We start from the raw sequence: 23,343 nt of genomic DNA, 5'->3' as shown, positions 1-23,343 counted from the left end.
CTGGGCGGCAAAACTGGGCAGGACATGTTCGGCTGGTCACTTCCGGCCGGACGACTTCCGGGCAAGGCCGAAGGCAATGCCCAGAGCGATACCTATACCAATGCCCGTAACAATGTTGTCCAACACGACGCCGATAGCCACGCCGATCACGACGCCGAGTGTGAGGTGTTTGGCATCCATCATGCCCGGTCATGTAGCGTGGAAGGGAAGAGCCGCAACCGCTACGGTCCGCTCTTCGGATCCTCGACCTCCAGCGCCTCCATGACCGGCGCCAGCTCATTGTCATCGGCAGCCTGCGGCTCTTCGCCTGTCCTCGCCTTCGTCAGGGCTGCCTCGATCGCCTCCTGGATATTGCCGAGTTCGTCTTCGCGAACCTCGTGGCCATAGCCGGCAGCATCGGCATCCTGCTCGAATTGCTGCGCCAGGACAGCGACGCTCACCTCGCTCTCGGCCGGCAGATTGCCGACATTCTCCTGCAGCCAGGTCTCAAAGAACTCTTTGGTGGCGCTCATGCGGTCTCTCCTCGGGACACTAAAGCGCGTCGGCATCCCGAAAGTTCCGCTCTCTGAGCCGTCTTTGCGCCCGTTGCCGGCTGCCCCGCAACTCAGCGCGGCCCCGCGGCGGTTGCGCCGCCTGGCTCGGCTGCTTACTGGCTGGCAGCAGTCGTCGGTTCGCACGACACGTTCGGGTTCATGTCCGCGAACGCGCCGGTCGGGTTGCCCTTCCAGGCCCAGACATGCAGCTCGTAGAACGGGCCGAGGCCATAGCGGTTGGGCGCGCTGTTGAAGTTGAACAGATGCCCATCGAGCGAGGCCGGGCCTTTCGAGGTGATGTATTCGACAGCGATCAGTTTTAGCGTGCCGTCGGCCATCGGCTCGTACATCACCGCTTCCGGCTTGGCGACATCGACAGCGTCGTCCTTGAGGTAGCCCGGATTGACGTAGTGGATGCCCATGGCGCCGCCGGTGATGCCGCTGGCGCAGGGGATTGGCGCATAGCCCTCGGCGGTCGCCGCCGCCACATTCTCGAAGCGGCTGTTGGCCGCGCGTACCTTGTCGGCCAGCGGATTGGGACCGGACGCGGGCGCTGCCTGATGCGCCTGCGCCAACGCAGTGCAGGCCGACAGCAGCGCCGCGGCAGCGAGAACTCTATTGCGAAAGTTGATTGTCATAGTCATTCCATTCTTCTTGAAAAGCACAGCCCGGCCGGCCGCCGGAGGTAAGGAGGTCCGGCAGGTGGGCGCTGTGGCTGTTGTTGCTGGGAGATCCCTGTCCCGATGCGACGAATGCAGGGGAAGATCATCCCTTCGGCAGATACGGGATGGTTCCGGCCAGATCGGAGTTGTCGATCAGCTGGAAACGGCTGTCGCTGCCGCCCTGACGGGCCGAAACGAACGGCGCGTAGGCAGGATCGTCGGTGAAGGCGCGCGCCGCGGCCTCGGTCGGGAACGCCATCAAGGCAATCAGCGTGGTGTCGAGCGGCTTGCCTTCGAGCGTCTTCACATTGCCGCTGCGGGACAGATATCTGCCGCCGTGCTTGTGAACGAGGTCGTGGACCGACGCGGCATAGGCCGGCATCCACTTCGGGTCCCTCACCTTGATGTCTGCGATAACGTAAGCGGTCATGGGTCATGTCTCCTGGTCGTGCACAGGGGTATCCCGTGCAGCGGCCAAGGGGTCGCATGGCAGGGCCGGCGCCAGCCAGTCCGCGATCTGTACTGGTGTGGCGAATCCGAAATTCGCATTCACTTTGGAGCAACGCAGCGAGCGAATTTCGGATTCAAAAGCCACACCAGCAAGTGCTTGGATTTCCAGTGTGGTTTTGGATTTGAAGTTCCTAATGCTGATGCCACCCAGAAAGCAGGAACTTCGAATCCACCGCACTGGGCCGGTACAGTTTCTGTACTCGCCGCGTCGCCGGGAAAGGCCTATGGTTCCGGCGGAGTTTGAGGGAAGGCAACATCGTGACCCAGTCCGGATACAAACAGTTCTGCCCGTTATCGATGGCCGCCGAGGTGCTGTGCACCCGCTGGACCATGGTTCTGCTTCGCGAATTGGTGGCGGGATCGACCCGTTTCAACGATTTGCGCCGCGGCGTCCCCAAAATGTCGCCGACCCTTCTGTCGCAACGCCTCAAGGAGCTCGAGCTGGCCGGGATCGTCGAGCGCAAGGAGGTGCGCGGCGAGAAAGGCATCTTCGAATACCGGATGACCGAGGCAGGCAGGGATCTGCGTTCCGTCGTCGAGGCGATGGGTTTTTGGGGCCAGAAATGGGTCGAGTCCCGGTTGTCGCTGAAGAACCTCGATCCATCGCTGCTGATGTGGGACATGCGGCGCAATCTCAACGCGTCGCCGCTGCCCGACGGGCGCACAGTAATACAATTTCTGTATCAGGAGCTCCCCGCCTCCAAGCGGTCATGGTGGCTGATCGTCGAGAAGCACGGCGAGGTCGACCTCTGCTGGTACGATCCGGGCTTCGATGTCGATCTCTACGTCTCGACCGACCTGCACACCATGACCGAAATCTGGATGGGGCTGATCACCGTCGAGAAGGCCGGGCCGAAAGTCATCTTGACGGGCGACCAGGACATCGCGCGCAAAATGCAGACCTGGCTCGGCCTGAGCCCGTTCGCGGTCGAACCCAAGCGAGCGGCCTAGCTGCCTCTTGGCGAAACGTCCCGAAGCGGTTATGTGTCGGGCCGCGTGGTCCCGTAGCTCAGTAGGATAGAGCGGCAGATTCCTAATCTGTAGGTCACAGGTTCGATTCCTGTCGGGATCACCACGCTTTCAACTGGTTACCTGACGGTCGCGTCGGTGCTCGGCTGTGAACGCGTGCGAGGAAGTCGCGCACCAACGCAAGCGCCTCATCGAAATGGGTTTCCAGTAGCCAGTGGCCGGCGCCATTGAGGAGATGGAGCTCTGCTTGCGGCAAGTCGCGCTTGTAGGCGCGGGCCGATGCGGCCGGCATATAGCCATCCTCGGGACCCCAGACGATCAGTGTCGGTGGTTGCCGTTCGCGCAGATAAGCCTGGTATTTCGGGAACCAGTTGAGGTTCGCCTCCAGCTTCTCCATCAGGCCGACCGCAAGCCGCCGACGGGGCGGCGTGTCCATCAGAGGCCAATGGAGTTTCCACAGATCCGGTGGCACGCGCTCGGCCACGGCCTCGCCAACCTCACCGATGAACTCGTGCCGGAAGCCCTCCTCGCTCACCGCTTCTTCCAGCGGGCGATGCTTGTCGGGCGTCTTGTCGTTCCAATACGCCTTGATGGCTGCGTATTTCGGGCCGAGCACGTCTTCGTAGATGTCGCCGTTTTGGATGATAAGCGCGGCAACGCGCTCCGGATAGGCGATGGCGTGGCGCAATCCGATCTGCGAGCCGTAATCGTGCAGCCAGAGCGCATAGTGAGATAGGCCGAGCGCGTCCGCGAAAGCCGCCAAAAACCCGGCATAGGTCTCGAAATCGTAGCCGAATGCAGCCATGTCGGGCGTAGCGCTGTAGCCGAAGCCAGGAAAATCCGGGGCGAACGTGTGCCAGCGATCAGCCAGTCCGGGCATCAGCCTTCGAAACTGATAGGACGAACAGGGATAGCCGTGCGGCAGCAGAAGCACGGGAGCGTCGGCCGGGCCTTCCTCGCGAAAGAAGACAGTAGTTCCGTCAACTCTGATTTGGCGGTGTCGCAACTTTGCCTCCTCGATCGAAAGGCTCCGAAAATGACTGGTAACCCCCGCATCCCGTTGTGAGCGCCTGGATCCGAAACTCATGATCAGGTCGAGGGTTCCCGGTCGCGCCGGTGACAGCGGCCAAGGAACCTGCCGCCGATCAGATCGTTTCGCGGTATCTGGCTAAGGCCAATCGGAGCGGAGGCAGACATGCCGCATGCTCACAATCGCGGGACACCGAACACGGGCCGGCTCTGCCAGTTCGGGGCTTGGCGCGATGCTGCGTGACGATGCTGCGTGACGTCGACTATGTCCTGCAAAAACTCGACTGGATGCGCGCCGAAGGCATCTGGCCCAACGGCTGGCGTTATCTCTGGACCGATGCCTTTGGGGTCGTGCTCTACGTCTCGCTTTATGCGGAAACTGGCGAAGAGCGCTGGCTGGGCGAAGCCGCGCGGCTGGTGGCCGATGTCGAGCGTGTGCTCGGCCGCCGGCGCGGACTGAGGATCGGCGAAGCGGCCGATCGCGACGGCCAGTATTTCCACTATCTGGCGATGTGGCTGTTCGCCCTGGCGCGTCTCGGCGATCTGAAGCCGGAATACCGCAAGCGCGGCATTGCGCTGGCGCGGGACATTCACCCGGCATTTGTGGTCCCTGGCCGCGGCGTGATCTGGAAGATGCAGGAGGATCTGAGCAGCCCATATCCCGGCTACCGTCTCGGCAGCATGGATGCCTATGACGGCGACGTGGCGAAGCGGTTTGACGAACTGGAAAAATGGGCGAGAAAGAACCTTCCGGTCGGCGACGTCGTGGGGCGCTGGTGCAATGAGGATTATGATACGGCCGACAGGATTCCATATGCCGGCGAGCCCGATCCAAAAATGGGCTCGAGCGCGACCCGGCGATCGTAATCATTGCCGCGATCATGCGCGGCGCCGACCCTCCCGCCACGAAGCCAGCAGCCGCATGACAAATTGGGGGGCAGATCACAAGGAGAAATCCCATGCATGCAAAACTCGTGACCGGAGCAATGCTGATCGCGATGTCGGCGCTGCTCCAACCGGCATCGGCGGCACCCGATTGGCAAACAATCGCTAAGGCGCTCGGCAAATCCGGAACCGAGACGCCTGATGGCGTCTACCGGGTCGGGCTGCCGCGAACGGACCTGAAGGTTTCGCTCGACGGCGTGGCCCTGAAACCCGGATTTGCGCTTGGAGGCTGGATTGCGTTCGAACCCATGGGAGATCAGGCAATGGTTATGGGCGACATCGTTCTGACGCAGGACGAGGTGAACCCGGTCATGAAGAAGCTTGAAGAAAGCGGGATCGAGATCACTGCGGTACACAACCACTTGCTGCGCGCGGAGCCAATGACACTCTACATGCACGTCTTCGGCCAGGGCGACCCGGTTACGCTCGCCACAGCGCTTCATGCCGGATTGGCGCTGAGCAAAACACCGATGGGAGGCGGCGCCCAGCCGCAAGCCGCACCACAGATCGAGTTCGACACGGCCGGTGTCGACCAAACCATCGGTTATAAGGGTAAGGCCAATGGCGCGGTCTACCAGTTCACGATCTCGCGCGCTGAGCCGGTCGAGGAAAATGGAATGGAAGTGCCGGCGGCCATGGGCTCGGCAATAGCGATTAACTTCCAATCGACAGGTGGCGGCAAGGCGGCGATCACGGGTGATTTTGTGCTGACAGCAAAGGAGGTCAATCCGGTTATCAAAGCCATGCTGGATAACGGCATCGAGATCACCGCGTTGCATAGCCACATGCTCGATGAGCAACCGCGGCTCTTCTTCATGCATTTCTGGGCGTACGACGATGCGCAGAAGCTGGCGAAAGGACTGCGCGCAGCCCTCGACAAGGTCGCCGTCAAAAAGAGCTAGATTGGGCGTCCGCGCGCGCGTCCAACGGCGGAGTTCGGCCGACTCGGAGCGATCGTCGGCCTTCTTCCCGCCGCCTCGGGAATGGTTCTCTGGCACGGCGTCTCTCCGCCACCAGCATTGCGCCTGAGATCACCTTTCCATCGCACACGAGACTCAAGGGGCGGGCCGGGCTTTTGCGAACTAACGCGTTCGGAACGATCAAAGGTCCGCTTCGTTCTGATCGGATGGACTGGATTAGACTAGGCCTCCTGGCGTTGGCGGGGTTCCTCACCTGGACACTGAACACCCTCTCGGCCGGAGGCGGAGGTCTATTGCTGATCCCCGCCGTGACTTTCATCACAGGGAGCGCGGCGGTTGCGCCGGTCATCACCTTGACCGAGCTCATCGGCAATCCCATCCGCGCCCTGGCCTTCCGGCGCGACATCGATTGGAGCCTGGTCCGTTGGTACCTGCCCGGCGCCATCGCCGGTGCCGCTGCGGGCTCCTGGCTCTTCGCCAACAGTCGGGCGGAATGGCTCCAGATACTCATAGGGATCTATCTGATCAGTGCAGTCTGGGAATTTCGCGGCGGCGCGCGCGAGCGGAGCTACCGAGCCCGCCGCTGGTGGTTCCTCCCGGCCGGCCTGATCGTCGCGCTGTTGTCGGCGCTGATGGGCACGGTGGGACCCGTCTTGAATTCGCTCTATCTGAACTACGGTTCGGAGAAGGAGACGTTGGTCGCCACGAAATCGGTGAACTCGTTTGTGACCGATGTCGTCAAGATCGCGGTATTCACCGGACTCGGCGCGCTCGGTGGTCAGGCGGTCATGTACGGCGCAGCCGCGGGTTTGGGCGCTGCGCTTGCCAATCTGCTGGCCAAGCGCTGGCTCGAACGCCTAAGTGGACGACAGTTCCGCGGCCTTGTGGTCGCGCTCATGGCTGTGAGTGGAGCGCTGATGATCTGGAACCAGCACAGCTTCGTTGTGCAGGCCTGGCGCGCGGCCACAGGAATGTCTTAACAATGTCGATGTTGGCTGGAGCGCTGCGCCGTAGCTTGGTTGACCGGTCGCGCGATACGCAGAAGCTGGCAAAAGGCCTGCGCGCAGCCCTCGACAAGGTCGCCGTCAAAAAGAGCTAGCGCTTCCCGTCCGCGCGCATCATACAGGGCTCTTCGAACCAGCCGACCTAACCAGCTCAGCTTCGAGAAGCTTCGTGAGATTAGATCACGCTCAGGGTCACGGCGGCAAGAACCAGATAGCGGCCGACCTTGGCGGCAGTGACCAGCAAAAGGAAAACCCGAAAAGGCTCGCGCAGGACGCCCGCGACGACGGTTAGCGGATCACCGACAACGGCAGCCAACTCTGCAGGAGCGACCACTTTCCATAGCGGCGATACCACACTTGCGCGCGGTCCAGTTGCGCTTGGTTCATCGGAAACCACCGTTGGCCCCGAAAGCGCTCGATGCCTCGCCCGAGCCGCCAGTTGATCACCGATCCAAGCACGTTGCCGACGCTCGCGACTCCGATGAACAGCCAGGGCGAGTAATCCGCAAGCACGAGTTCGACCAGCACTGCTTCCGATTGCATCGGCAGGATCGTAGCGGCGAGCAAGGCCGCCAGGTACAGACCAGCACAGGCCGCGAGATCGGTCATTGAACCGCATATCCGCCAGTCGACCTAATGATGGTGACCTTCGGGTTCGACCATCTTGAACGGCAGCACCTGTTCGCGATCTTTCGCGGTCAGCACCAGACCTGCCTGGAACTCATGCGGCTCGGCAGGGGCGACGGTGCTCTCAAGGCGGTGATGGTTGTCGCCGACAGGTTCGAGGCGAAGCGTCTCCGGCCCGCCGGGCCGGTCGATGATCACCGTCGCTGCCAGATCGTCGGCCTGGCGATCGATGGTCAGCCGCATCCGCTCGCCGGCCGGTGTGTCGACGATTTCCAACGTCCCCGCAGCCAGGCGACCTTAAAGGGCTCCGGCGCAGCGTCAGTTGCGATACCGGTCCGTGGCCAGCGCAGCGCATCATAATTCTGCTGTTCCTTCAGCCTGCAAAGTCTCCGCGAGAATCGTGAGGGTCGCGCCGGTGAAAGCGGCCAAGGAACCTGCCGCCGATCAGATCGTTTCGGGTATCTGGCTAAGGCCAACCGGAGCGGAGGCAGATATGCCGTATGCCCGCAATCGCATGGAACCGAACATCGGCAAAGTCTGCCGTGGATTCGGGCCTTGGCGCGATGCTGCGTGACGTCGATTATGTCCTGCAAAAACTCGACTGGATGCGCGCCGAAGGCATCTGGCCCAACGGCTTGCGGTATCTGTGGACCGACGCATTCGGGGTCGTGCTCTACGTCTCGCTTTGCACAGAAACTGGCGAACAGCGCTGGCTGGACGCGGCCGAGCGGCTGGTCGTGGATGTCGAGCGTGTGCTCGGCCGCCGGCGCGGACTGAGGATCGGCGAAGCGGCCGATCGCGACGGCCAGTACTTCCACTATCTGGCGATGTGGCTGTTTGCTTTGGCGCGTCTCGGCGATCTGAGGCCGGAATACCGCGAGCGCGGCATTGCGCTGGCGCGGGACATTCACCCGGCGTTTGTGGTCCCTGGCCGCGGCGTGATCTGGAAGATGCAGGAGGATTTGAGCGGTCCTTACCCCGGCTACGGCCTCGGCAGCATGGATGCCTATGACGGCTACGTCTCTTACCGAATGCTCGACGACGAGGAACTGGCGCCCGAGATCGCGCAGATGCGTGCCCTGATGGAGCGCGATTGGCGCAGGCTCGACATCGAGCAGGACCTCGGCCTCGGCATGATGCTGTGGCTCGCCCATTTCTTTCCCGACGAGCCGTGGGCCGAGGCCCAGACGAGGCGTTCGCAGCGAACCCTGGAAACGATGTGGGTCGACCCGCCCGGTTATTTCAGCCGCGCGCCATGGCTGCGCGATACCAAGTTCGCCTTCACCAATTACGGCGTTTCGCTCGGCCTGCAGGCCGCCGGTATCTGGCCGGGGCGTGTCGATAGGCTGAACGCCTTCTTCGAGGACTGGCGCTCCGGCGACGAATACGACCGCGAGGCGATCACCTGGGTGATGGCCTGCACCTCGCACCTTCCCGGCGCTTTTCTGACCCGGGGTGGCGAGACAATGATTGAAAGCGACCAAGCTCGGGAACGTTCCTCCGCCGGCGCGGTTGTCGATGGAAGTGCATGGAGACGCAAGGGGCGCGGTTGAAATGGCCATTCTCTTGGGAAAACCGGGAAGCTGTTGGGTGGCGGCAGCCGCCTCCACGAACTATCCCCAGCTCGAAGGGTCGATCCGTGCGGACGCCGTTGTCGTGGGTGCTGGAATTGTCGGGCTGACGACGGCGCTTCGGCTTTGCGAGGCGGGCCGGTCGGTGGTCGTCCTCGAAGGCCTGCGCACAGGCGGCCAGGTGACCGGCCGCTCGACGGCCAAGATCACCACGCAGCATGCGCTGATCTATCGTCATCTCATCGACAGCGTTGGCCGGGACCTGGCGCAGACCTATGCCGATGCGAATTCCGCCGGCGCGCGCCAAATCCGCGATTGGGTTAACAACTGCGCCATCGCCTGCGATTTCGAGAGCAAGGACGCCTATACCTACACCTGCAGTGAAAGCCGCTGCGCGGAGATTGCGGCCGAGGCGGAGGCCGCGCGCCAGGTCGGGCTGGAGGCCGAGATCCTCGACCGCGCGCCGCTGCCTTTCGTAACGGCCGCCGCGCTACGGTTCCCCGACCAGGCGCAGTTCAATCCGGCGATGTATCTGGTTGGCCTGGCGGAAGCGGTGACGGCCCGTGGCGGTCGGATCTTCGAAAACAGCCGCGCCACCTCGATCGACGAGGCAAGCCGCTGGCGCGTCGTCACCGATGGCGGCGCCGTTGATGCCGGGCACGTCGTCGTCGCCACCAACATGACGGTGAAGAGCCCCGTCGGCATGGCGAACCGGACGCAACCGCGCTGCCACACCGCCATGGCCTTTCGGATCGACGATCCCCTCCCTGTCGACGGCATGTTCATCGGCATCGACGACCCGACGCATTCCATCCGCACGGGCCGTGATGCCGAAGGGCCACTGCTGGTCACGCTCGGCCCCAAGTTCAACACCGGCTGGGACGGCGACGTGGCCAAGCGGTTTGTCGAACTGGAAAACTGGGCAAGAAAGAACCTTCCGGTCGGCGACGTCGCCTGGCGCTGGTGCAATGAGGACTATGATACGGCCGACAGGATCCCATATGCCGGCGAACCCGATCCCGCCAAGGCCGCCGGCTTCCACATTGCCACGGGCTTCAACGCCTGGGGCATCACCAACGGGACGGCCGTGGGCGCGATGATCGCCGACCTGATCTGCGGCCGCCCGAGCCCATGGCAACAACTCTACGATCCGGCCCGGCCCTATCCTGAGGACTTCCACAAGAACGGCCGCAGTCAATCGATCGTCTCGAGCACCCACGACATTGCGCCTGGTATGGGCGGCGTGATCGTCAGGGGAGACGAAAAGATTGCGGCGTGGAGAGACACCGAAGGCGCACTCCAGGCGGTTTCGGCGATTTGCACCCACAAGGGCTGCACCGTAACCTGGAACAATGCGGACCACACCTGGGATTGTCCCTGCCACGGCTCGATCTTCGCCGCCGACGGTTCGGTCATCCACGGCCCTGCCCGAAAACCGCTTGCCCAGATTACATTGTGAAGGCGGCGACCGACACGGCCCGCGTCACGCCGGCCGTTCGTAGGTTCCGACCAGCTCCGTCTCCTCCAATGCGTGTTTCTGGGCTTGCTTCCAGACCTGATGCACGCCCGCCTGTCCTGGTACGCTGAGGCTCGGCACATCGAGCGCGGCCAGCAGGAAGTGGTAATGGTGGACGCCGTGCCCTGCAGGCGGCTGCGGACCATCGTAATACGCATTGCCGAAATCGTTGGTGCCTTGCCTGAGTGCCGACGGGCCGGGCTTGCCGTCTTCGGCCTCGGCTAGTCCCCCGGCATCCGGCGGGATGTTGAACACCGCCCAGTGCCCGAAAATCCCGCTTGGTGCATCGGGATCCCGCACGACAAGAACAAGGCTCTTGGTACCATCCGGGACACCGGACCACTTCAGCGGCGGCGAGACGTTCTGGCCGTCACGCGCATATTTTTCGGGAATTCTTCCGCCTGCCCGGAACGCCGGGCTGATAAGGGTGAGTGGCATTGCTATTTCCCCAAGGAGGTTGCGACCGAGAAGCCCGCGCCTGCGCCGTTCACGCCGCTTGCTGAGCTTCGGCGACGCGTCTTATCTCGCCCGGCAGGGATTCCCAGACCTTGTGCATCTGTCCTTCTCCGACGTGATGGGCGAGTACCTTGGACACGACCCTGAATGCATCCTTGGAATCGACCGGGCGGGTAAATTCCAGCTCCGCCTTGATCTTGGCCAGAAACTCGTCGAGCGACCGCATCTTCTCGGGAGCTTTGGAAGGCTGATATTGGTCATAGAAGGCGCCGCGCACCAGGATCGGCAGCTGCGAGCCGAGGTGGGCTGCAAGATCCGGCTGCATACGGTCGCGCAGGGCGTGCAGCACCGCTCCGAGAACGTGCCAGGCGACCTGCCGATCCGGTCCAATCTCGTCCATGATCTCGTCGAGCCAGATGTTCGTGGTCTGCAGTGTCTTGTCGAATACGTCGAGTCCGGTGGCATTCATCGAAATCCTCCTTCCGTTCAAATCCGACTAGGTGATGTGACCAAACAGCCGTACCTGCCCGTTGTTCCCCCATGCGCATGTCCTGATGCGCATTTATTGTCGGAGGTCCCGTCTGTTGTCGGAGGTCCCGTCATGAGGGAATTCGGGCCGGCTTTTTTGCCGCTGTTTTTCGACCACCTTTCTTGGCCGGCACCGGAACATCCTCATGGGTGGACGAGTTTTGTTTGCCGTCGCCGATCACATGGCGACGAGTGATGCAGACACAAAAAACAGGAGAAGAACCATGGCACATCACGAGTTGGCGCCCCGGACGCCATCGCGCAGCCTCTACCCATCCGCGCGCGACCCGCTCACGTCATTCCACCGGCAGATTGACCGCCTGTTCGACGACTTCTTCGCGCCGATGGCCGAAGCGACTACGGCCGGCGATCTTTGGCCGAGCGTCGACGTACATGAAACAGACCAAGCCTATAAGGTCACCGCCGAATTGCCGGGGCTCGAGCAGAAGGACGTTGAGCTCAAGCTGCGCGAAAACACCCTCTTTATTACGGGCGAGAAGCGTTCGGAGCACAAGGAAGGCGAAGGCGGCCGCACCTACAGCGAACGCAGTTATGGCCGGTTTCAGCGGACCATCCCGCTGGAAGCGGAGATCGATGCCGACAAGGTGCAGGCCACTTTCAGAAACGGCATTTTGGCTGTCGAGCTTCCGAAGAACCCCGCTGCAAAGGACAAGACACGCCGCATAGAAGTGAAAGCGCGATAGTTGCCAAACTGAAGGCTGCCTGAGCAGGCGGCGTTCAGCCCAGATGGAGAAGAACGGCGAGCACGGCGGCAACCGCCCAGCGAGCGTCTAGCGCCGGGGATCGTCCGTTGCCTCGGAAACGCCTTCGAGAGCGATTTTGGCGGCTTCCTTATCGGTCCGCCCGAGGTCGGCCAGGGCAATGACGCCGACGAGGCGCTTGTCGTGATTGATCACCGGAAGACGACGCACCTGATGCTTGGCCATGATCTTCGCCGCATCGGTGATATCGGCGTCATCGAAGCACCAATAGACATGCTCGGACATGACCTCGCGAACGGTCGTGTTGCCGGCTGAGCGCTCCTCGGCGACGCCGCGCATCACGATGTCGCGGTCCGTCACCATGCCGACCAGCCTGTCATTCTCGCCGACCGGAAGGGCGCCGAGATTGTCGGCACGCATTTTCCGGGCGGCATCCCTGATTGTCGTGTTCGGGCCGACCAGTTCGGTCCGACGGCTCATGATCTCCTGAACTTGCATGGGATATTCCTTTCCCTGATTGCTGAGGCAACAAGTCGCCAGACGGCCCTGTTGCCACGCATCGCTAGATTGCCAGCTGGCCGGACGAGGCATGTACGGATCACTATCTTCGATCTTCCCGATCCGCGCTGAGGCGCGTGCCGGTGCCGGCACCTCGCGATCGAAACTATTCTTGGAACGTCCAGGCAGCGAGCGAGTTCCAAAATGGTACCGGTGCCGCAGCCATCCCACGGAATGTGGACGCAGGCTGGTGAAAAAACATCCACCGGGAAAACAGATGCACGCGGATTGAAGGTCATGGCTATCATCTTTTCAGATCGCCGCGAGGCCGGGCGGCAACTCGCCGGGGAACTCGTTCGCTTTGCCGGCCGCGACGATGTGATCGTATTGGCGCTGCCCCGAGGCGGCGTGCCGGTCGGCTACGAGGTCGCGCAGGCACTCAAGGCACCGCTCGACGTCTTCGTCGTGCGCAAGCTCGGCGTCCCCGGCCACGAGGAACTGGCCATGGGGGCGATCGCGCCCTCAGGCGTACGTGTCCTGAACGACGAAATCGTCAACGGTCTCGCGATCCCGCCACATGTCATCGACGCGGTCGCTGCAAGGGAGGAAAAAGAGCTTCTGCGCCGCGAGCACCTCTATAGGGACGGGCGACCCCCACCGCAGTTGAATGGACGAACCATTATCCTCGTGGATGACGGGCTTGCGACCGGATCGACCATGCGGGCCGGGATCAAGGCGCTGCGAAAAAACCACGCCGCCCATATTGTCGCGGCCGTTCCCGTCGGTAGCCCCGACACTTGCGACGCGATGCGGGCGGACGCCGACGAGGTCGTTTGCGCGACGACACCAGAGCCGTTGCTGGGTGTCGGGCGCTGGTACGTGGATTTCTCGCAGACGAGCGATGAAGAGGTCCGCGCGCTCCTCGCCAGGTCCGGGCCCAAGCCCGCCGCTTCCGAAGAGGAATTGGCTGGGCGCGCGGGCGCGGGTCCGGCGCCTGGCACCAGATCGACATAGCGGAGATGGATATGGACCGGGATAGCGAGCACGTCGTGCATGTTCCCGCGGGACCTGTCACGCTTGAGGGCAATCTTTCGTTGCCCTCGGATGCTCGTGGCCTTGTGCTCTTTGCCCATGGCAGCGGAAGCAGCCGCCACAGCCCGCGCAACCGCTACGTGGCAGGAAGGCTGAACGAGGCGAACCTCGCCGCCTTCCTCATCGACCTGTTAACGGCCGAAGAGGAGCGGATCGACCAGGTCACGGCCGAGTTGCGCTTCAATATCGGACTGCTCGCCGACCGGCTGGTCGGCGTCACGGATTGGCTCGGCGCCTCGCCGGAAACATCGGGGTTGCGTCTTGGCTATTTCGGCGCGAGCACGGGCGCCGGTGCCGCCCTGGTGGCGGCGGCCGAGCGGCCCGACCAGGCCGCGGCCGTGGTTTCGCGTGGTGGCCGGCCCGATCTTGCAGCGCACGCCCTGCCGCGCGTCCGGGCGCCGACCTTGCTCGTCGTCGGAGGCGCGGACAAGCAGGTGATCGCGCTCAACCGCTCGGCGCTGGCGGCGCTCCACTGCGAGAAGGAGCTCGCCATCGTCCCTGGCGCGACGCACCTGTTCGAGGAACCCGGCGCCCTGGACGAAGTCGCGGGCCTGGCGAGCCGATGGTTCTTGCGCCATCTGATTTCGGACAGATCGGCGTCGACGTCCTGACAGCTGGGGCTTGGATCACCAGTCCCGGGATCATTTGCGTCCTCAACGCGTTATGATCCTCATAAGACCGCGCGCAGCTGCAACCCGAATGGCTGTCGCAACCCGTATGAGGGAGAAAGACAATGCCGGACAAGAAAACCATCGAGAAGGCCCGAAAGGACAAGCGCGAGGGCAAATCGCCGAGCACACAGGCCGGCGAGTTCGTGCACGAGGAGATCGATAAAATCCGCCGCGGCGAGCACGGCGCGCGCTCGACGCAGCAGGCCATCGCCATCGGGCTTTCCGAGGCAAGACGCGCAGGCGTAGACCTGCCCCCGCCCAAAAAGGGCAAGGTGAAGGAGAGCACGCGCAAAAGCGCCGAATACGCCTATGAGGCCGGCCAGGGTGAACGCACGCCGAAACGCCGCCCGCGGGTGTCGAAAGCCGTCTCCAAGGTGCTCGAGCACGAGCCGAGGAGTACGGCGTCGCACGAGGCGCTGGCGCAGCAGGCCAAGCGTGCGGCCTCGCGCCGGACGGCTGAGGAGCGCTCGGCCGCTGCCAAGAAGGCCGCCGAGACGAAAGGCGCCAGCGGAAGGAAGGCGGCGGCGCAGAAGGCCGCCAGAACGCGCGCGCACCACGCATAGTTCAAAGACGGCAGTTCGCCTCCTGGAAATCCGATATGGCCCAAGCGACCGGTATCGAGATCTGCCCCGGCAGCGCGGGACAACGCCGCTGCCCAAGGCGAGCCTGCATCCGCGGGACAACATCGACTTCGAAATCACCGCTGACGAAACGGTGGCGCTGAACGAGCAATACTCGTCGCTCGCGATGCTGCCTGACGCGTGACACCGACCGGAGGTACACGGCGGCAAGGGCAGCGGGAGACCGGTCAGGAAAGCGCAGCCTGTTTCTTGAGCATGATGCGTATCGCCCATAACGCGGAGAACTCTGATCATGACCTCAGCTGCCAGCACGACAATGCCGCGAGACACCACTCAGACGAGACATATCGCTTTGCTCGGCGCGCCCTCTAATCTTGGGCTGATGCCGCAGGAGGGTGAGCCGGAGCCCGGCGTGTGGAAGGCGCCGGAGACACTTCAATCGCTTGGTCTCGCCGACCGTTTAGGCGCCGGTCCGTTGCGCTCGGTTCGGGCTCCGCCTTATCGGCCTGAGGTGGATCCTGCGACGGGCGTGCGCAATGCCCAGGCCCTGCGCCAGTATTCCAAGACGCTTGCCGAAGCGGTCGACGAGGAGCTGAACTCGGGAGGGTTCCTGCTCATGCTCGGCGGCGATTGCAGTGTGTTGCTTGGCCCTGCGCTCGCGCTACGGCGTCGTGGCCGCTACGGCCTTATCTTCTTCGATGGGCACACCGATTTCAAATTGCCGGATACCTCGCCGTCAAAGGGAGCCGCGGGCATGGATTTGGCCTTCGTGACCGGCCATGGCCCGACGCTCCTGACCGATTTCGGCGAGCACACTCCTTTGGTCCGTGAGGCCGACGTAGTCGCGTTTGGCTATCGCGATGTGCAGGACCCCGCGACTTACACGTCCAAGGCCGTCTTCGACACCGATGTTCACCGGATGGATTTGGCTGAAGTGCGGCGGCGCGGCTTCGCCGATGCGGCACGCATAGCGCTTGACGCGATCGCAGGGCAGGACATCGAGGGTGTATTCGTTCACTTCGATGTCAACGTGCTGGACAGCGAGATCATGTCGGCTGTCGATACGCCGGAGGCCGGCGGTGTCTTGCCCGACGAAGCTGTCGAAGCCCTTCGCACATGGTGCAACGATCCACGCGTGATTGGGATGGAGGTGACGATCTATGATCCCGACCGCGATCCGGATCGTCGCTGTGGCGAGCTGCTGATCGACATTCTGGTCGCTTCCCTTCGCGGCCGGTAGACCAATGGGAGTCCTGCACTTGTGCACAAATGCAATCCGCCGGCACGAATGGCCGTCGGTCTGACGGATCGCCGCGCGCACCCATTCTGTGGTGCTACCTCATCGGGAACCGTTCTCAACGAACATGGTTCGGAGTGTGCGACCGAAGCATTCGGCTTCTTCTACCCGGCTATCGCCAAGGAGATTCGCCATGACCGGCAAAACCCGTCCCACCGTCCTGATCACAGGCAGCAGCGGGTTTCTGGGCCAGGCCATCGCTCGCGGCTTGATGGAGCGCTACGACATCATCGGCCTTGATGTTGCCCGACGATCTTTGCCCGGCGTCGAGACGATCGAGATCGACCTTACCTCGGACGCGAGCGTGGCGAAGGCACTGGCCGAGGTACGCGAGCGGAGCGGCGGCCGCGTTGCCTCGGTGATCCATCTCGCGGCTTATTACGACACGACCGGCGAGGATAATCCGAAATACGGCGCGGTGACCGTCGAGGGAACGCGCCGGCTGCTGAACGCGCTGAGGGGGTTCGAGACGGAGCAGTTCGTGTTGTCGAGCACGCTGCTGGTGCATGCGCCGAGCCCGGCAAAGGGCGCCAGGATCGACGAGCGATCGCCGATCGATCCGGCCTGGGCCTATCCGAGATCGAAGGCCGAGACCGAGACGCTGATCCAGAAGGAGCACGGCGACATCAAGGTTGCGATCCTGCGACTGGCGGGTGTCTATGACGAGGATTGTCACGCGGCCTTCATCGCCCAGCAGATCGCCCGCATTTTCGAGCGCATGCCGACCGCCTATCTTTTCACCGGCGACATCACCACCGGCCGGCCCTACCTGCATCTGGACGATCTCGTCGACGCCGTGGTGCGCACCGTCGACCGGCGTAGCGCGCTTCCCAACGAGACCGTACTGCTGATCGGCGAAGAAGAGACGCCGTCCTACGACGAGATGCAGAAGCAGATCGGGCAGCTCCTGCATGGCGAAACCTGGCGGACCCTGTCCCTGCCAAAAGAGGTGACGAAGCTCGGCGCCTGGATGCAGGAGAAGGTTCTCGACCAGGAGTCCGACATCAAACCATGGATGATCGAGAACGCCGACGATCACTACGAGATCGACATCTCCCGCGCCAGGCGCCTGCTTGGCTGGAACCCGCGGCACAGCCTGACCGCTACCTTGCCGGAAATGATCCGGCGGCTGAAGGCGGATCCTACCGACTGGTATAAGAAGAACAAGCTTGAACCGTCGGCGGCCGCCGCTTCCGCGCCCGAGCTCGACCAGGCCGCCGAACGGCTGCAGCGCCCGCTCGAGCGCTCGGACGACGAGGTCGAGGCGGAAACCGAACGCCGCCGGGCCGCAACGCTCTGGGCGCCGCTGACCAACGTTGCGATCGGGCTGTGGCTCGTGGCGTCGCCCTTCACGCTCGGCCTGTTCGATCCCGCTTCAGCACCGATTCCGCCGGCGCTCGGACATGAGATCGCCTCGCCGGAGACGCGCGACGGCAGGCTCGGCATCAGTGAGATTGTATCCGGCCTCGCCATCCTGTCGCTGGCGCTCGTCGGCATGCGCCGGCGCTGGCACGGGCTGCAATGGATCACCGCCTCGATCGGGGTTTGGGTGATGTTCGCGCCGCTGCTGTTCTGGACCACCAGCGCCGGAGCCTACGCGACCGACACGTTGGCCGGCATGCTGATCGTCGCGTTCGCGGTGATGATCCCGCCGACGCCGGGTATCAGCCGGCGTGCCCTTGCCGCCGATGACGACCGCCCGCTCGGCTGGAGCTATTCGCCCTCCCTCTTCACCCAGCGCATTCCCATAATCGGCCTCGCCTTTGTCGGCCTGTTCGTCTCGCGCTATCTCGCTGCCTATCAGCTAGGGCACATCGACAGTCTTTGGGATCCGTTCTTCGGCCCGGGCGAAACGCCGGCCGGCAATGGCAGCGAGGCGGTGGTCACCTCCTGGGTCTCCAAGGGTTTTCCGATCGCCGATGCCGGGCTGGGCGCCTTCGCCTATGCGCTGGATATCCTCGCGGGCGCGATCGGCGACCGCCGCCGCTGGCGCACCATGCCATGGATGGTGCTGCTGTTCGGCTTGCTGGTCATCCCGCTCGGCGTGGTCAGCGTCGGCTTCATCATCATCCAGCCGCCGCTCATCGGGGCGCTGTGCACGCTCTGCATCGTCCAGGCTGCCGTCACGGTCGTGCTCATCCCCTATTCGGTCGACGAGGTGCTGGCGAGCTGCCAGTATCTTTGGCGTGCGAAACAGGCGGGAGAGCCGTTCTGGCGCACATTCTGGTGCGGCGGCCCGGCGCTTTCGGAGGACCAGACGCCGACGCCGGATCTCGACCGGCCGCTATCGGCAGTGGCGCGGGACTTCGTCACTGGCGGTGTGAATTTCCCCCGGACCCTTGTCGCCAGCACACTCGCCGGCGCCCTGCTGATGATCACGCCGCTTGTCTTCGGCACCAGCCCGCCGCTCTACTTCAGTGACCATGTCACCGGCTGCCTGGTCATCATGATCGCCGTTACGGCGATGGCCGAGGTGGCGCGCGCCGTCCGCTTTGTGAACATAGCGCTTGGAGCCTGGATCGCCCTCTCTCCGTTCATGCTCCCCGGCGGCGCGGCGGCGAGCCTCGCCAATCTGGCGATCGGAGCGCTGCTGGTCGGGCTCAGCCTGCCGCGCGGCACGCGCAGCGCTGCGCATTATGGCGGCTGGGACCGGGCCATCGTCTGAGAATGTTCGGCGGCGCAGGACGGTCGGCCAGGTGGCTGCAAAGATTGATCCGCATCAACCTGTCGAACACATCGAGCGGGAAGTCGGCGAAAGGCGCAAAGGCGGCCGTACCCTTCCAACTTGAATTTTCCGCGTATCTGCATTTCATAAGTCGGCAAATAAATTAGGGAGGAATTTCAACATGATAAAAGGGCAATTCTCTGCGCCGGCATCCTCGCCGCCGGTATGTGGGCCGCGTCGTCATCGGCGTCCGCCGAAAGCCTGACCATGTCTTGCGGCGTTGACGAGGTCTGGTGCCAGCAGACGGCGCGGGCGTTCGAGGAGAAGACCGGCATCACCGTCAATATGACCCGCAAGAGCGCTGGCGAATTCTATGCGCAATTGCGCGCCGAGGCCGCCAACCCAAAGGGAGACATCTGGTGGGGCGGAGCCGGCGATCCGCATCTGCAGGCAGCCGAGGAGGGCCTGACAGTGGAATACAAATCGCCGCTGCTCATGCGGGCCGGTTCTGATCAAAGCTTGAAGGATTGCACGCAGAGCTGGCGGACCTGGGCGAACACGCCGCTGCCGGCGCAAATCACCAGCGCGCCGTTTGCCAGCACCGTCTTTGGGTCGGGCTTGACTATAGTGCCGCCGGCTTCTTCCACCAGCAGCATGCCTGCCAGGCAATCCCAGGCGTTCATATGCTCTTCGACATAGCCGAGCAGCCTGCCGGCGGCCGCATAGGCGAGCATCAACGCGCCGGATGCGTTACGGAAAAACACGCCGCCCTGTGAAAACAGCAAACCGATGAGCGTTGCGACGTTCTGCATTTCGGCGCGGTTGGAAAAGCCGGTGCCCAACGAGCCGTCGGTCAGGCTGGTGGCCGCGCTTGCCCTGATCGGCTTGCCGTTGAGAAAAGCGCCGCCGCCCTTACGGCAATGGAACGTTTCGCCGGTAGAGGGCTCGTGGATGACACCCACGACAGTGTCGCCGTCCTTGGCGCAGGCGATGACCACACACCAGGCCGGAATGCCCCGCACGAAATTCGCGGTGCCGTCGATCGGATCTATCACCCAGACATGCCCGCTAGATCCGGTGACCGAGGCATGCTCCTCGCCGACAATTCCATCGGTCGGGTAAGCGGCTTTCATTGCCGCACGGATGAACAGCTCGACCTCGCGGTCAGCCTGCGAGACCATGTCCTGATGACCTTTGTTCTCGATGGCGAGGCTGTCGAGGTCGCGAAAATACTTCAGGCCGAGCGCGCCGGCGCGCCGCGCGAGATCGATGGCGAACTGTTCGCGCGTTGCTGTGTCGGGTGTCATGAGATCCTTGGGATGGCGAATGTGATCTGAGGAAAATACCCCAGCCAAAGAAGCTTAGCGGTGAAGATAAGAGCGTGCAAATGACGAGCCCTGCCTTTTGCAGGGCGGCCCCGAGGCCGACCGGTCTTCCATGCGCCCGACAGCGACAGTCGCGCTCATACGGGTCCGGGTCATGTCGCCTTCGATATAGATGATCTGGCCGGTCATGAAGCTCGACGCGTCGGAAACCAGGAAGATCGCAGCACCGCCCAGTTCATCGACCTCGCCCACCTTGCCAGCGGCCGACCAATGCCACGGCTTGCCGGCGATAAACGCCTATCCCCGCCAGACATCTTCGCGGCGCAGATCGTCCATCGCGCGCGAAATGCCTTCGCGCAGGATCGACACCATATCGTCGATCTACTGGCGCTTGATGATTAATGGCGGCGACATCACGCACATGTTGATCAGTAGCCGGACCAACAGGCCGAGCTCGTGGCAATGCGCGTCGATGCCGGTCGGCACCTCGATCCGCCTCGCTTATGACCCTGAGGCTCTGCTGGCGATAACCTGAATAATTTTTTGCGCAGCAGTGCGACCGGCGACGATCGCGCCCTCGACATAGCCCGGAAATGACGGCGACAGCTCCGACGAGGCAAAATGCACCGGCGGGGCGCCCGCCCGGATAATGCATTCGGCATCCGTTGCCGCCGCATCGACGATCGAATCGCTGTAACCGCCGCCGCTCCAGTGATCCCCGGTCCAGTCGCGATGGCTGAGATCGGTGACGCCGGCCGCCTCGATACCGAGCGCATCTTGCAGCTTTGATGTCACCGTTGCGCGTAGCGCCGCGCTGTCCATATCCCGCCAGCGCTGCGCCAGCGGCCCGCCGATGAAGACGACAAGTGCTGCATGATCCTCGTCCTTGCTGGCATCGCAGGCAAAAAGTCCGTGCGGCTCCCGCCACATCACCATGCCGCTCAAGCCCCTGTCGCGCCAGAAAGCCTTGGGATAGCGCACCAGCATTTTGATCACCGCGCCGCTTTGCCAGACGCCGAGGGCTCTCTCCAGCGCAGCCGGCAGCGGCGGCACGAAATCCACTCTCGAGGCCATCATCGGCGGTAGCGCGACCAGTACCGCTCGTGCCTCGGTCACGCCGGCAGGCGAAACGACGCGAACCCCTCCCGGCCCGTGCTCAATGGCCTTGACAGCTATATTCAGCCGCAGTCGATCGCCGAGATCCCGCGCAAGATCATCCGCCAGCGAATGCATGGTTTCGCCCACGAAATACTGCAATTCCGACACCTCATTGGTGATGCGGCGATCATTGTCGATCAAGTACCAAAGCGGCAGCGTTTCCATTGCCAGGCACCACAGGCCCTCGATCATCGACCGAAAGGCGGCCTTGGCATCGTCGGGATCGTTCTGGCGATCGAGCCATGCCGCGACTGTCAAGCCGGCGATGGCCGGGTCGGTCGGTGCGATCGCGTTCATCCGCTCGCGCATTCGCATCGCGGTGCCGTAAGTGCGCCCGGCTTGCGCCTCGCTCATTCGCGGCTGTGTGACGAATTCGCCTGCGACATGGGTCTCGACCAATGTCTTGCCGCGCGCTCGCACCAGCGCCATTAATTCCGGCATGTCTTCGCACAAGAACTGGCCGCCGCTGTCGATCCGCTCGCCGAGCCCGTTCTGCACGGCTTCGACGCGGCCGCCGACACGGTCGCGGGCTTCGAGCAGCACGACATCGATGCCGGCGTGGTTCAATTCACGCGCGGCCGACAGGCCGGTGAAGCCGGCGCCGACGATGGCCACATCGGCTCGTTCGATCTTGAACTTCATTGGCCGGCCTTGATCTTCTCGAATGTCAGGCGCCGGATCATTGTCTTCATTGCTGGTCCACCCTCTTTTTGATGGTTCATGCCGGCCTGGCACCGCGGGCTGCTGAGTTCGGATAGTGCTTGGGGAATGCCGCAGACAGGAACTCGTTCGCGGCCTGCAGCGCCGTCTCGCGTGTGGCGTCCTCGGTGCCCATCATCAAATGCAGCCACAGACCATCCAGCATGGCGCTGAGCGCCAGCGCCATGACTTGCGGCTCATAGGCATAGAAGCCGCTCTGCTTGAGCGCCGCGCAAAGATCGACGAATATGTTCTGGTAGACGGCATCACGTGCGCTGCTCAGCGCCTGATATTTCGGTCGCGATTTGGCCTCGCCCCAGAAGGCACACCAAGCAGCCAGCTTGCGCTTGTTGCAGATCGAGCGGTTGAAATCGGCTGCCACCAATGCCTGCAGCTGGCGGGCGGGATCATCGCCGGCCCTTTGCAAGGCGCTGCGCCAATGCGCCGAATACTCGTCATGCATGTATTGCAAAGTGGCGACGAGCAGCTTCTCCTTGCTCTCGAAATGGAAATTGACGATGCCGCGCGACAGGCCGGCGCCGTCGGCGACGTCGGCCATAGTCGTTTCCGAATAACCGCGCTTGGCCAATGAATCGATAGTCGCTTCGATCAGTTGAACCTGCCTTGTCTCTTTCGACGCTTTGCGGCCGCGCTTTTCGGAATCGCTTTTTCGCGCCGGTTCGAGGAGGGCTTCGCGCGCCTCTGTTGTCTTCATCGGGGTGATGGTCTCCAGCATCGCCGGCTAGCCGACCGGCATCGGCCGCGAAGATCAGTGGGACGGTGTTTGCCACTGTCAAGCACCTTCTGCATGGCTGCCCATATTCGAATGTTCTCGTCGAGATTGCATCCTTGGATAAAACGTCGTCGAAGGCATCCGTCGGCGAAAGGCAGCGATCCCGGCGATGGAGACCAGATCAGCGCCGCCGAGCCCGCCTGCAGCGGACCTTGGGTCGAGATCTACGCCGGGCGCGAGCTGCAATATCAAAAGCTGCTGAAGCGTGCCAAACTGGTGCCGCGGCTGGTCGTCAGGCTCGGCCGCCGCACTGCCAATCCGCCTGCGGATTTCTAAATATGGCCGACGACACCGACAGTCCCAAACTCGCCGCCGAAGCCGCCGAACAGTGGCAGCTGATCAACACACCGCTCGGCGAAAAATGGTCGGGCCGCACCCGCTATGCTGCGGCCATGTTCTTCTACAAACGCGGTGAGATGAGCGCTGAAACGCTGGAGGCCTACCGTATTTGTGCCAGGCTGGATTCGACCGATCCGCTGCCGATCATCCGCGACCGCGGCATTGGCCAGGACTGGCTTAAACGCATGGGTTTCGAATAGTCGGCCTCCAAATCGCATTCCGGTCAAGCCGGC

27 protein-coding genes, 1 tRNA gene and 3 pseudogenes are annotated in these 23,343 nt (G+C 63.1%); 16 read left to right on the top strand and 15 right to left on the bottom strand.

The window, feature by feature from the left end; all coding sequences use genetic code 11:
• Positions 1 to 36: 36 nt before the first annotated feature.
• From NKH04_RS03680 to NKH04_RS03665, 4 genes are all read right to left on the bottom strand, one after another.
• Positions 37 to 183 carry a glycine zipper domain-containing protein gene (locus NKH04_RS03680; RefSeq protein ID WP_352831451.1) on the bottom strand — a complete coding sequence of 49 codons (147 nt, stop codon included), beginning with the start codon at positions 181 to 183 and terminating at the stop codon, positions 37 to 39.
• A 38-nt stretch (positions 184 to 221) separates the two neighbouring features.
• On the bottom strand, positions 222 to 512 hold the full coding sequence (locus tag NKH04_RS03675; RefSeq protein ID WP_352451191.1) for a hypothetical protein: 291 nt from the start codon (positions 510 to 512) through the stop codon (positions 222 to 224).
• 134 nt (positions 513 to 646) lie between these two features.
• A complete protein-coding gene (locus NKH04_RS03670) occupies positions 647 to 1,177 on the bottom strand; it encodes a hypothetical protein (RefSeq protein ID WP_352570595.1) in 531 nt (176 codons plus the stop codon).
• 121 nt (positions 1,178 to 1,298) lie between these two features.
• A complete protein-coding gene (locus tag NKH04_RS03665) occupies positions 1,299 to 1,625 on the bottom strand; it encodes a DUF1330 domain-containing protein (RefSeq protein ID WP_023677873.1) in 327 nt (108 codons plus the stop codon).
• Between the two features lie 338 nt (positions 1,626 to 1,963).
• On the opposite strand from NKH04_RS03665, the gene NKH04_RS03660 reads away from it, so the two are divergent.
• Positions 1,964 to 2,656, top strand: coding sequence for a winged helix-turn-helix transcriptional regulator (locus tag NKH04_RS03660; protein ID WP_352457625.1), 693 nt, complete (start codon positions 1,964 to 1,966; stop codon positions 2,654 to 2,656).
• Between the two features lie 47 nt (positions 2,657 to 2,703).
• A tRNA-Arg gene (locus tag NKH04_RS03655) sits at positions 2,704 to 2,780 on the top strand.
• On the opposite strand, the gene NKH04_RS03650 is transcribed toward NKH04_RS03655, so the two are convergent.
• Positions 2,775 to 3,680 carry an alpha/beta fold hydrolase gene (locus tag NKH04_RS03650; protein ID WP_352831450.1) on the bottom strand — a complete coding sequence of 302 codons (906 nt, stop codon included), beginning with the start codon at positions 3,678 to 3,680 and terminating at the stop codon, positions 2,775 to 2,777. The two genes, NKH04_RS03655 and NKH04_RS03650, sit on opposite strands and share 6 nt — an antisense overlap.
• Before the next feature lie 269 nt (positions 3,681 to 3,949).
• Here NKH04_RS03650 and NKH04_RS03645 point away from each other — a divergent pair, with 269 nt between their 5' ends.
• From NKH04_RS03645 to NKH04_RS03635, 3 genes are all read left to right on the top strand, one after another.
• The gene (locus NKH04_RS03645; RefSeq protein WP_353044021.1) at positions 3,950 to 4,570 is read left to right on the top strand and encodes a hypothetical protein; all 621 of its coding nucleotides are present in this window, start codon (positions 3,950 to 3,952) and stop codon (positions 4,568 to 4,570) included.
• A 92-nt stretch (positions 4,571 to 4,662) separates the two neighbouring features.
• Positions 4,663 to 5,550 carry a DUF1259 domain-containing protein gene (locus tag NKH04_RS03640; protein WP_352471465.1) on the top strand — a complete coding sequence of 296 codons (888 nt, stop codon included), beginning with the start codon at positions 4,663 to 4,665 and terminating at the stop codon, positions 5,548 to 5,550.
• A 224-nt stretch (positions 5,551 to 5,774) separates the two neighbouring features.
• Complete coding sequence (locus NKH04_RS03635; RefSeq protein WP_352471466.1) at positions 5,775 to 6,548, top strand: sulfite exporter TauE/SafE family protein; 774 nt, start codon at positions 5,775 to 5,777, stop codon at positions 6,546 to 6,548.
• A 199-nt stretch (positions 6,549 to 6,747) separates the two neighbouring features.
• Here NKH04_RS03635 and NKH04_RS03630 read toward each other — a convergent pair.
• Together NKH04_RS03630 and NKH04_RS03625 are read right to left on the bottom strand one after the other, a co-directional pair.
• Positions 6,748 to 7,181: pseudogene (locus tag NKH04_RS03630) on the bottom strand (YqaA family protein).
• A 24-nt stretch (positions 7,182 to 7,205) separates the two neighbouring features.
• Positions 7,206 to 7,475 (bottom strand): hypothetical protein, encoded by a 270-nt coding sequence (locus NKH04_RS03625; RefSeq protein WP_352872869.1) that lies wholly within the window; start codon positions 7,473 to 7,475, stop codon positions 7,206 to 7,208.
• A gap of 266 nt (positions 7,476 to 7,741) precedes the next feature.
• Here NKH04_RS03625 and NKH04_RS03620 point away from each other — a divergent pair, with 266 nt between their 5' ends.
• A complete protein-coding gene (locus tag NKH04_RS03620) occupies positions 7,742 to 8,752 on the top strand; it encodes a hypothetical protein (protein ID WP_352564563.1) in 1,011 nt (336 codons plus the stop codon).
• Position 8,753: 1 nt separating this feature from the next.
• Positions 8,754 to 10,229, top strand: a complete 1,476-nt coding sequence (locus NKH04_RS03615) for an FAD-dependent oxidoreductase (protein ID WP_352831444.1) — start codon at positions 8,754 to 8,756, stop codon at positions 10,227 to 10,229.
• Positions 10,230 to 10,253: 24 nt separating this feature from the next.
• Here the strand turns inward: NKH04_RS03615 and NKH04_RS03610 are convergent, their stop codons facing one another.
• Positions 10,254 to 10,724, bottom strand: a complete 471-nt coding sequence (locus tag NKH04_RS03610) for a YbhB/YbcL family Raf kinase inhibitor-like protein (protein ID WP_352471470.1) — start codon at positions 10,722 to 10,724, stop codon at positions 10,254 to 10,256.
• Positions 10,725 to 10,773: 49 nt separating this feature from the next.
• Positions 10,774 to 11,211: a DUF2267 domain-containing protein gene (locus tag NKH04_RS03605; protein ID WP_023677864.1), complete on the bottom strand. Its 438-nt coding sequence runs from the start codon at positions 11,209 to 11,211 to the stop codon at positions 10,774 to 10,776.
• Positions 11,212 to 11,494: 283 nt separating this feature from the next.
• Between NKH04_RS03605 and NKH04_RS03600 the strand changes: the two genes are divergently transcribed.
• Positions 11,495 to 11,974, top strand: coding sequence for an Hsp20/alpha crystallin family protein (locus NKH04_RS03600; protein WP_352831442.1), 480 nt, complete (start codon positions 11,495 to 11,497; stop codon positions 11,972 to 11,974).
• 87 nt (positions 11,975 to 12,061) lie between these two features.
• Here NKH04_RS03600 and NKH04_RS03595 read toward each other — a convergent pair whose 3' ends face one another.
• The gene (locus NKH04_RS03595; RefSeq protein WP_352458287.1) at positions 12,062 to 12,472 is read right to left on the bottom strand and encodes a CBS domain-containing protein; all 411 of its coding nucleotides are present in this window, start codon (positions 12,470 to 12,472) and stop codon (positions 12,062 to 12,064) included.
• 252 nt (positions 12,473 to 12,724) lie between these two features.
• Between NKH04_RS03595 and NKH04_RS03590 the strand changes: the two genes are divergently transcribed.
• From NKH04_RS03590 to NKH04_RS03565, 6 genes and pseudogenes are all read left to right on the top strand, one after another.
• Positions 12,725 to 13,504, top strand: coding sequence for a phosphoribosyltransferase (locus NKH04_RS03590; RefSeq protein ID WP_353044020.1), 780 nt, complete (start codon positions 12,725 to 12,727; stop codon positions 13,502 to 13,504).
• A 5-nt stretch (positions 13,505 to 13,509) separates the two neighbouring features.
• The gene (locus NKH04_RS03585) at positions 13,510 to 14,193 is read left to right on the top strand and encodes a dienelactone hydrolase family protein (RefSeq protein WP_353044019.1); all 684 of its coding nucleotides are present in this window, start codon (positions 13,510 to 13,512) and stop codon (positions 14,191 to 14,193) included.
• Positions 14,194 to 14,315: 122 nt separating this feature from the next.
• A complete protein-coding gene (locus NKH04_RS03580; RefSeq protein ID WP_352451168.1) occupies positions 14,316 to 14,816 on the top strand; it encodes a DUF6496 domain-containing protein in 501 nt (166 codons plus the stop codon).
• 310 nt (positions 14,817 to 15,126) lie between these two features.
• Positions 15,127 to 16,074, top strand: coding sequence for an arginase family protein (locus tag NKH04_RS03575; protein WP_353044018.1), 948 nt, complete (start codon positions 15,127 to 15,129; stop codon positions 16,072 to 16,074).
• 190 nt (positions 16,075 to 16,264) lie between these two features.
• Entirely contained in the window at positions 16,265 to 18,796 is a 2,532-nt protein-coding gene (locus NKH04_RS03570; RefSeq protein ID WP_352850291.1) for an NAD-dependent epimerase/dehydratase family protein, read from the top strand.
• A gap of 225 nt (positions 18,797 to 19,021) precedes the next feature.
• Positions 19,022 to 19,288: pseudogene (locus tag NKH04_RS03565) on the top strand (substrate-binding domain-containing protein); the annotation flags it as partial.
• A gap of 20 nt (positions 19,289 to 19,308) precedes the next feature.
• On the opposite strand, the gene NKH04_RS03560 reads toward NKH04_RS03565, so the two are convergent.
• From NKH04_RS03560 to betI, 5 genes and pseudogenes are all read right to left on the bottom strand, one after another.
• Positions 19,309 to 20,103, bottom strand: a complete 795-nt coding sequence (locus tag NKH04_RS03560; RefSeq protein ID WP_352540227.1) for an inositol monophosphatase family protein — start codon at positions 20,101 to 20,103, stop codon at positions 19,309 to 19,311.
• 54 nt (positions 20,104 to 20,157) lie between these two features.
• Positions 20,158 to 20,373: a hypothetical protein gene (locus tag NKH04_RS03555; RefSeq protein ID WP_352831437.1), complete on the bottom strand. Its 216-nt coding sequence runs from the start codon at positions 20,371 to 20,373 to the stop codon at positions 20,158 to 20,160.
• A 45-nt stretch (positions 20,374 to 20,418) separates the two neighbouring features.
• Positions 20,419 to 20,610 (bottom strand): annotated as a pseudogene (locus tag NKH04_RS03550) (aspartate aminotransferase family protein); the annotation flags it as partial.
• A 12-nt stretch (positions 20,611 to 20,622) separates the two neighbouring features.
• Positions 20,623 to 21,921, bottom strand: coding sequence for a flavin monoamine oxidase family protein (locus tag NKH04_RS03545; RefSeq protein ID WP_352831435.1), 1,299 nt, complete (start codon positions 21,919 to 21,921; stop codon positions 20,623 to 20,625).
• Positions 21,922 to 21,997: 76 nt separating this feature from the next.
• Positions 21,998 to 22,714 (bottom strand): transcriptional regulator BetI, encoded by a 717-nt coding sequence (betI, locus tag NKH04_RS03540; protein ID WP_502898552.1) that lies wholly within the window; start codon positions 22,712 to 22,714, stop codon positions 21,998 to 22,000.
• Between the two features lie 105 nt (positions 22,715 to 22,819).
• Here betI and NKH04_RS03535 point away from each other — a divergent pair, with 105 nt between their 5' ends.
• Both NKH04_RS03535 and NKH04_RS03530 read left to right on the top strand, forming a co-directional pair.
• Positions 22,820 to 23,047: a hypothetical protein gene (locus tag NKH04_RS03535; RefSeq protein ID WP_352979348.1), complete on the top strand. Its 228-nt coding sequence runs from the start codon at positions 22,820 to 22,822 to the stop codon at positions 23,045 to 23,047.
• A gap of 2 nt (positions 23,048 to 23,049) precedes the next feature.
• Complete coding sequence (locus tag NKH04_RS03530; RefSeq protein ID WP_352814978.1) at positions 23,050 to 23,310, top strand: hypothetical protein; 261 nt, start codon at positions 23,050 to 23,052, stop codon at positions 23,308 to 23,310.
• The last annotated feature ends 33 nt before the right edge of the window (positions 23,311 to 23,343 follow it).

Source organism: Mesorhizobium sp. M1365, from assembly GCF_040317865.1.
Taxonomy (GTDB): domain Bacteria; phylum Pseudomonadota; class Alphaproteobacteria; order Rhizobiales; family Rhizobiaceae; genus Mesorhizobium.
The sequence above is the reverse complement of the archived record's forward strand: the minus strand, read 5'-3'. Positions and strand labels throughout refer to the sequence as shown.

What these genes read in the sequence shown, in the direction of transcription:
- NKH04_RS03610 (WP_352471470.1), bottom strand. Translation starts at nt 10,724, where the DNA reads ATGCCACTCACCCTTATCAGCCCGGCGTTCCGGGCAGGCGGAAGAATT.
- NKH04_RS03680 (WP_352831451.1), bottom strand. Translation starts at nt 183, where the DNA reads ATGATGGATGCCAAACACCTCACACTCGGCGTCGTGATCGGCGTGGCT.
- NKH04_RS03560 (WP_352540227.1), bottom strand. Translation starts at nt 20,103, where the DNA reads ATGACACCCGACACAGCAACGCGCGAACAGTTCGCCATCGATCTCGCG.
- NKH04_RS03605 (WP_023677864.1), bottom strand. Translation starts at nt 11,211, where the DNA reads ATGAATGCCACCGGACTCGACGTATTCGACAAGACACTGCAGACCACG.
- NKH04_RS03595 (WP_352458287.1), bottom strand. Translation starts at nt 12,472, where the DNA reads ATGAGCCGTCGGACCGAACTGGTCGGCCCGAACACGACAATCAGGGAT.
- NKH04_RS03670 (WP_352570595.1), bottom strand. Translation starts at nt 1,177, where the DNA reads ATGACTATGACAATCAACTTTCGCAATAGAGTTCTCGCTGCCGCGGCG.
- NKH04_RS03545 (WP_352831435.1), bottom strand. Translation starts at nt 21,921, where the DNA reads ATGAAGTTCAAGATCGAACGAGCCGATGTGGCCATCGTCGGCGCCGGC.
- NKH04_RS03575 (WP_353044018.1), top strand. Translation starts at nt 15,127, where the DNA reads ATGACCTCAGCTGCCAGCACGACAATGCCGCGAGACACCACTCAGACG.
- NKH04_RS03675 (WP_352451191.1), bottom strand. Translation starts at nt 512, where the DNA reads ATGAGCGCCACCAAAGAGTTCTTTGAGACCTGGCTGCAGGAGAATGTC.
- NKH04_RS03580 (WP_352451168.1), top strand. Translation starts at nt 14,316, where the DNA reads ATGCCGGACAAGAAAACCATCGAGAAGGCCCGAAAGGACAAGCGCGAG.
- NKH04_RS03530 (WP_352814978.1), top strand. Translation starts at nt 23,050, where the DNA reads ATGGCCGACGACACCGACAGTCCCAAACTCGCCGCCGAAGCCGCCGAA.
- NKH04_RS03665 (WP_023677873.1), bottom strand. Translation starts at nt 1,625, where the DNA reads ATGACCGCTTACGTTATCGCAGACATCAAGGTGAGGGACCCGAAGTGG.
- NKH04_RS03615 (WP_352831444.1), top strand. Translation starts at nt 8,754, where the DNA reads ATGGCCATTCTCTTGGGAAAACCGGGAAGCTGTTGGGTGGCGGCAGCC.
- NKH04_RS03645 (WP_353044021.1), top strand. Translation starts at nt 3,950, where the DNA reads ATGCTGCGTGACGTCGACTATGTCCTGCAAAAACTCGACTGGATGCGC.
- betI (WP_502898552.1), bottom strand. Translation starts at nt 22,714, where the DNA reads ATGCTGGAGACCATCACCCCGATGAAGACAACAGAGGCGCGCGAAGCC.
- NKH04_RS03590 (WP_353044020.1), top strand. Translation starts at nt 12,725, where the DNA reads ATGTGGACGCAGGCTGGTGAAAAAACATCCACCGGGAAAACAGATGCA.
- NKH04_RS03635 (WP_352471466.1), top strand. Translation starts at nt 5,775, where the DNA reads ATGGACTGGATTAGACTAGGCCTCCTGGCGTTGGCGGGGTTCCTCACC.
- NKH04_RS03570 (WP_352850291.1), top strand. Translation starts at nt 16,265, where the DNA reads ATGACCGGCAAAACCCGTCCCACCGTCCTGATCACAGGCAGCAGCGGG.
- NKH04_RS03640 (WP_352471465.1), top strand. Translation starts at nt 4,663, where the DNA reads ATGCATGCAAAACTCGTGACCGGAGCAATGCTGATCGCGATGTCGGCG.
- NKH04_RS03585 (WP_353044019.1), top strand. Translation starts at nt 13,510, where the DNA reads ATGGATATGGACCGGGATAGCGAGCACGTCGTGCATGTTCCCGCGGGA.
- NKH04_RS03600 (WP_352831442.1), top strand. Translation starts at nt 11,495, where the DNA reads ATGGCACATCACGAGTTGGCGCCCCGGACGCCATCGCGCAGCCTCTAC.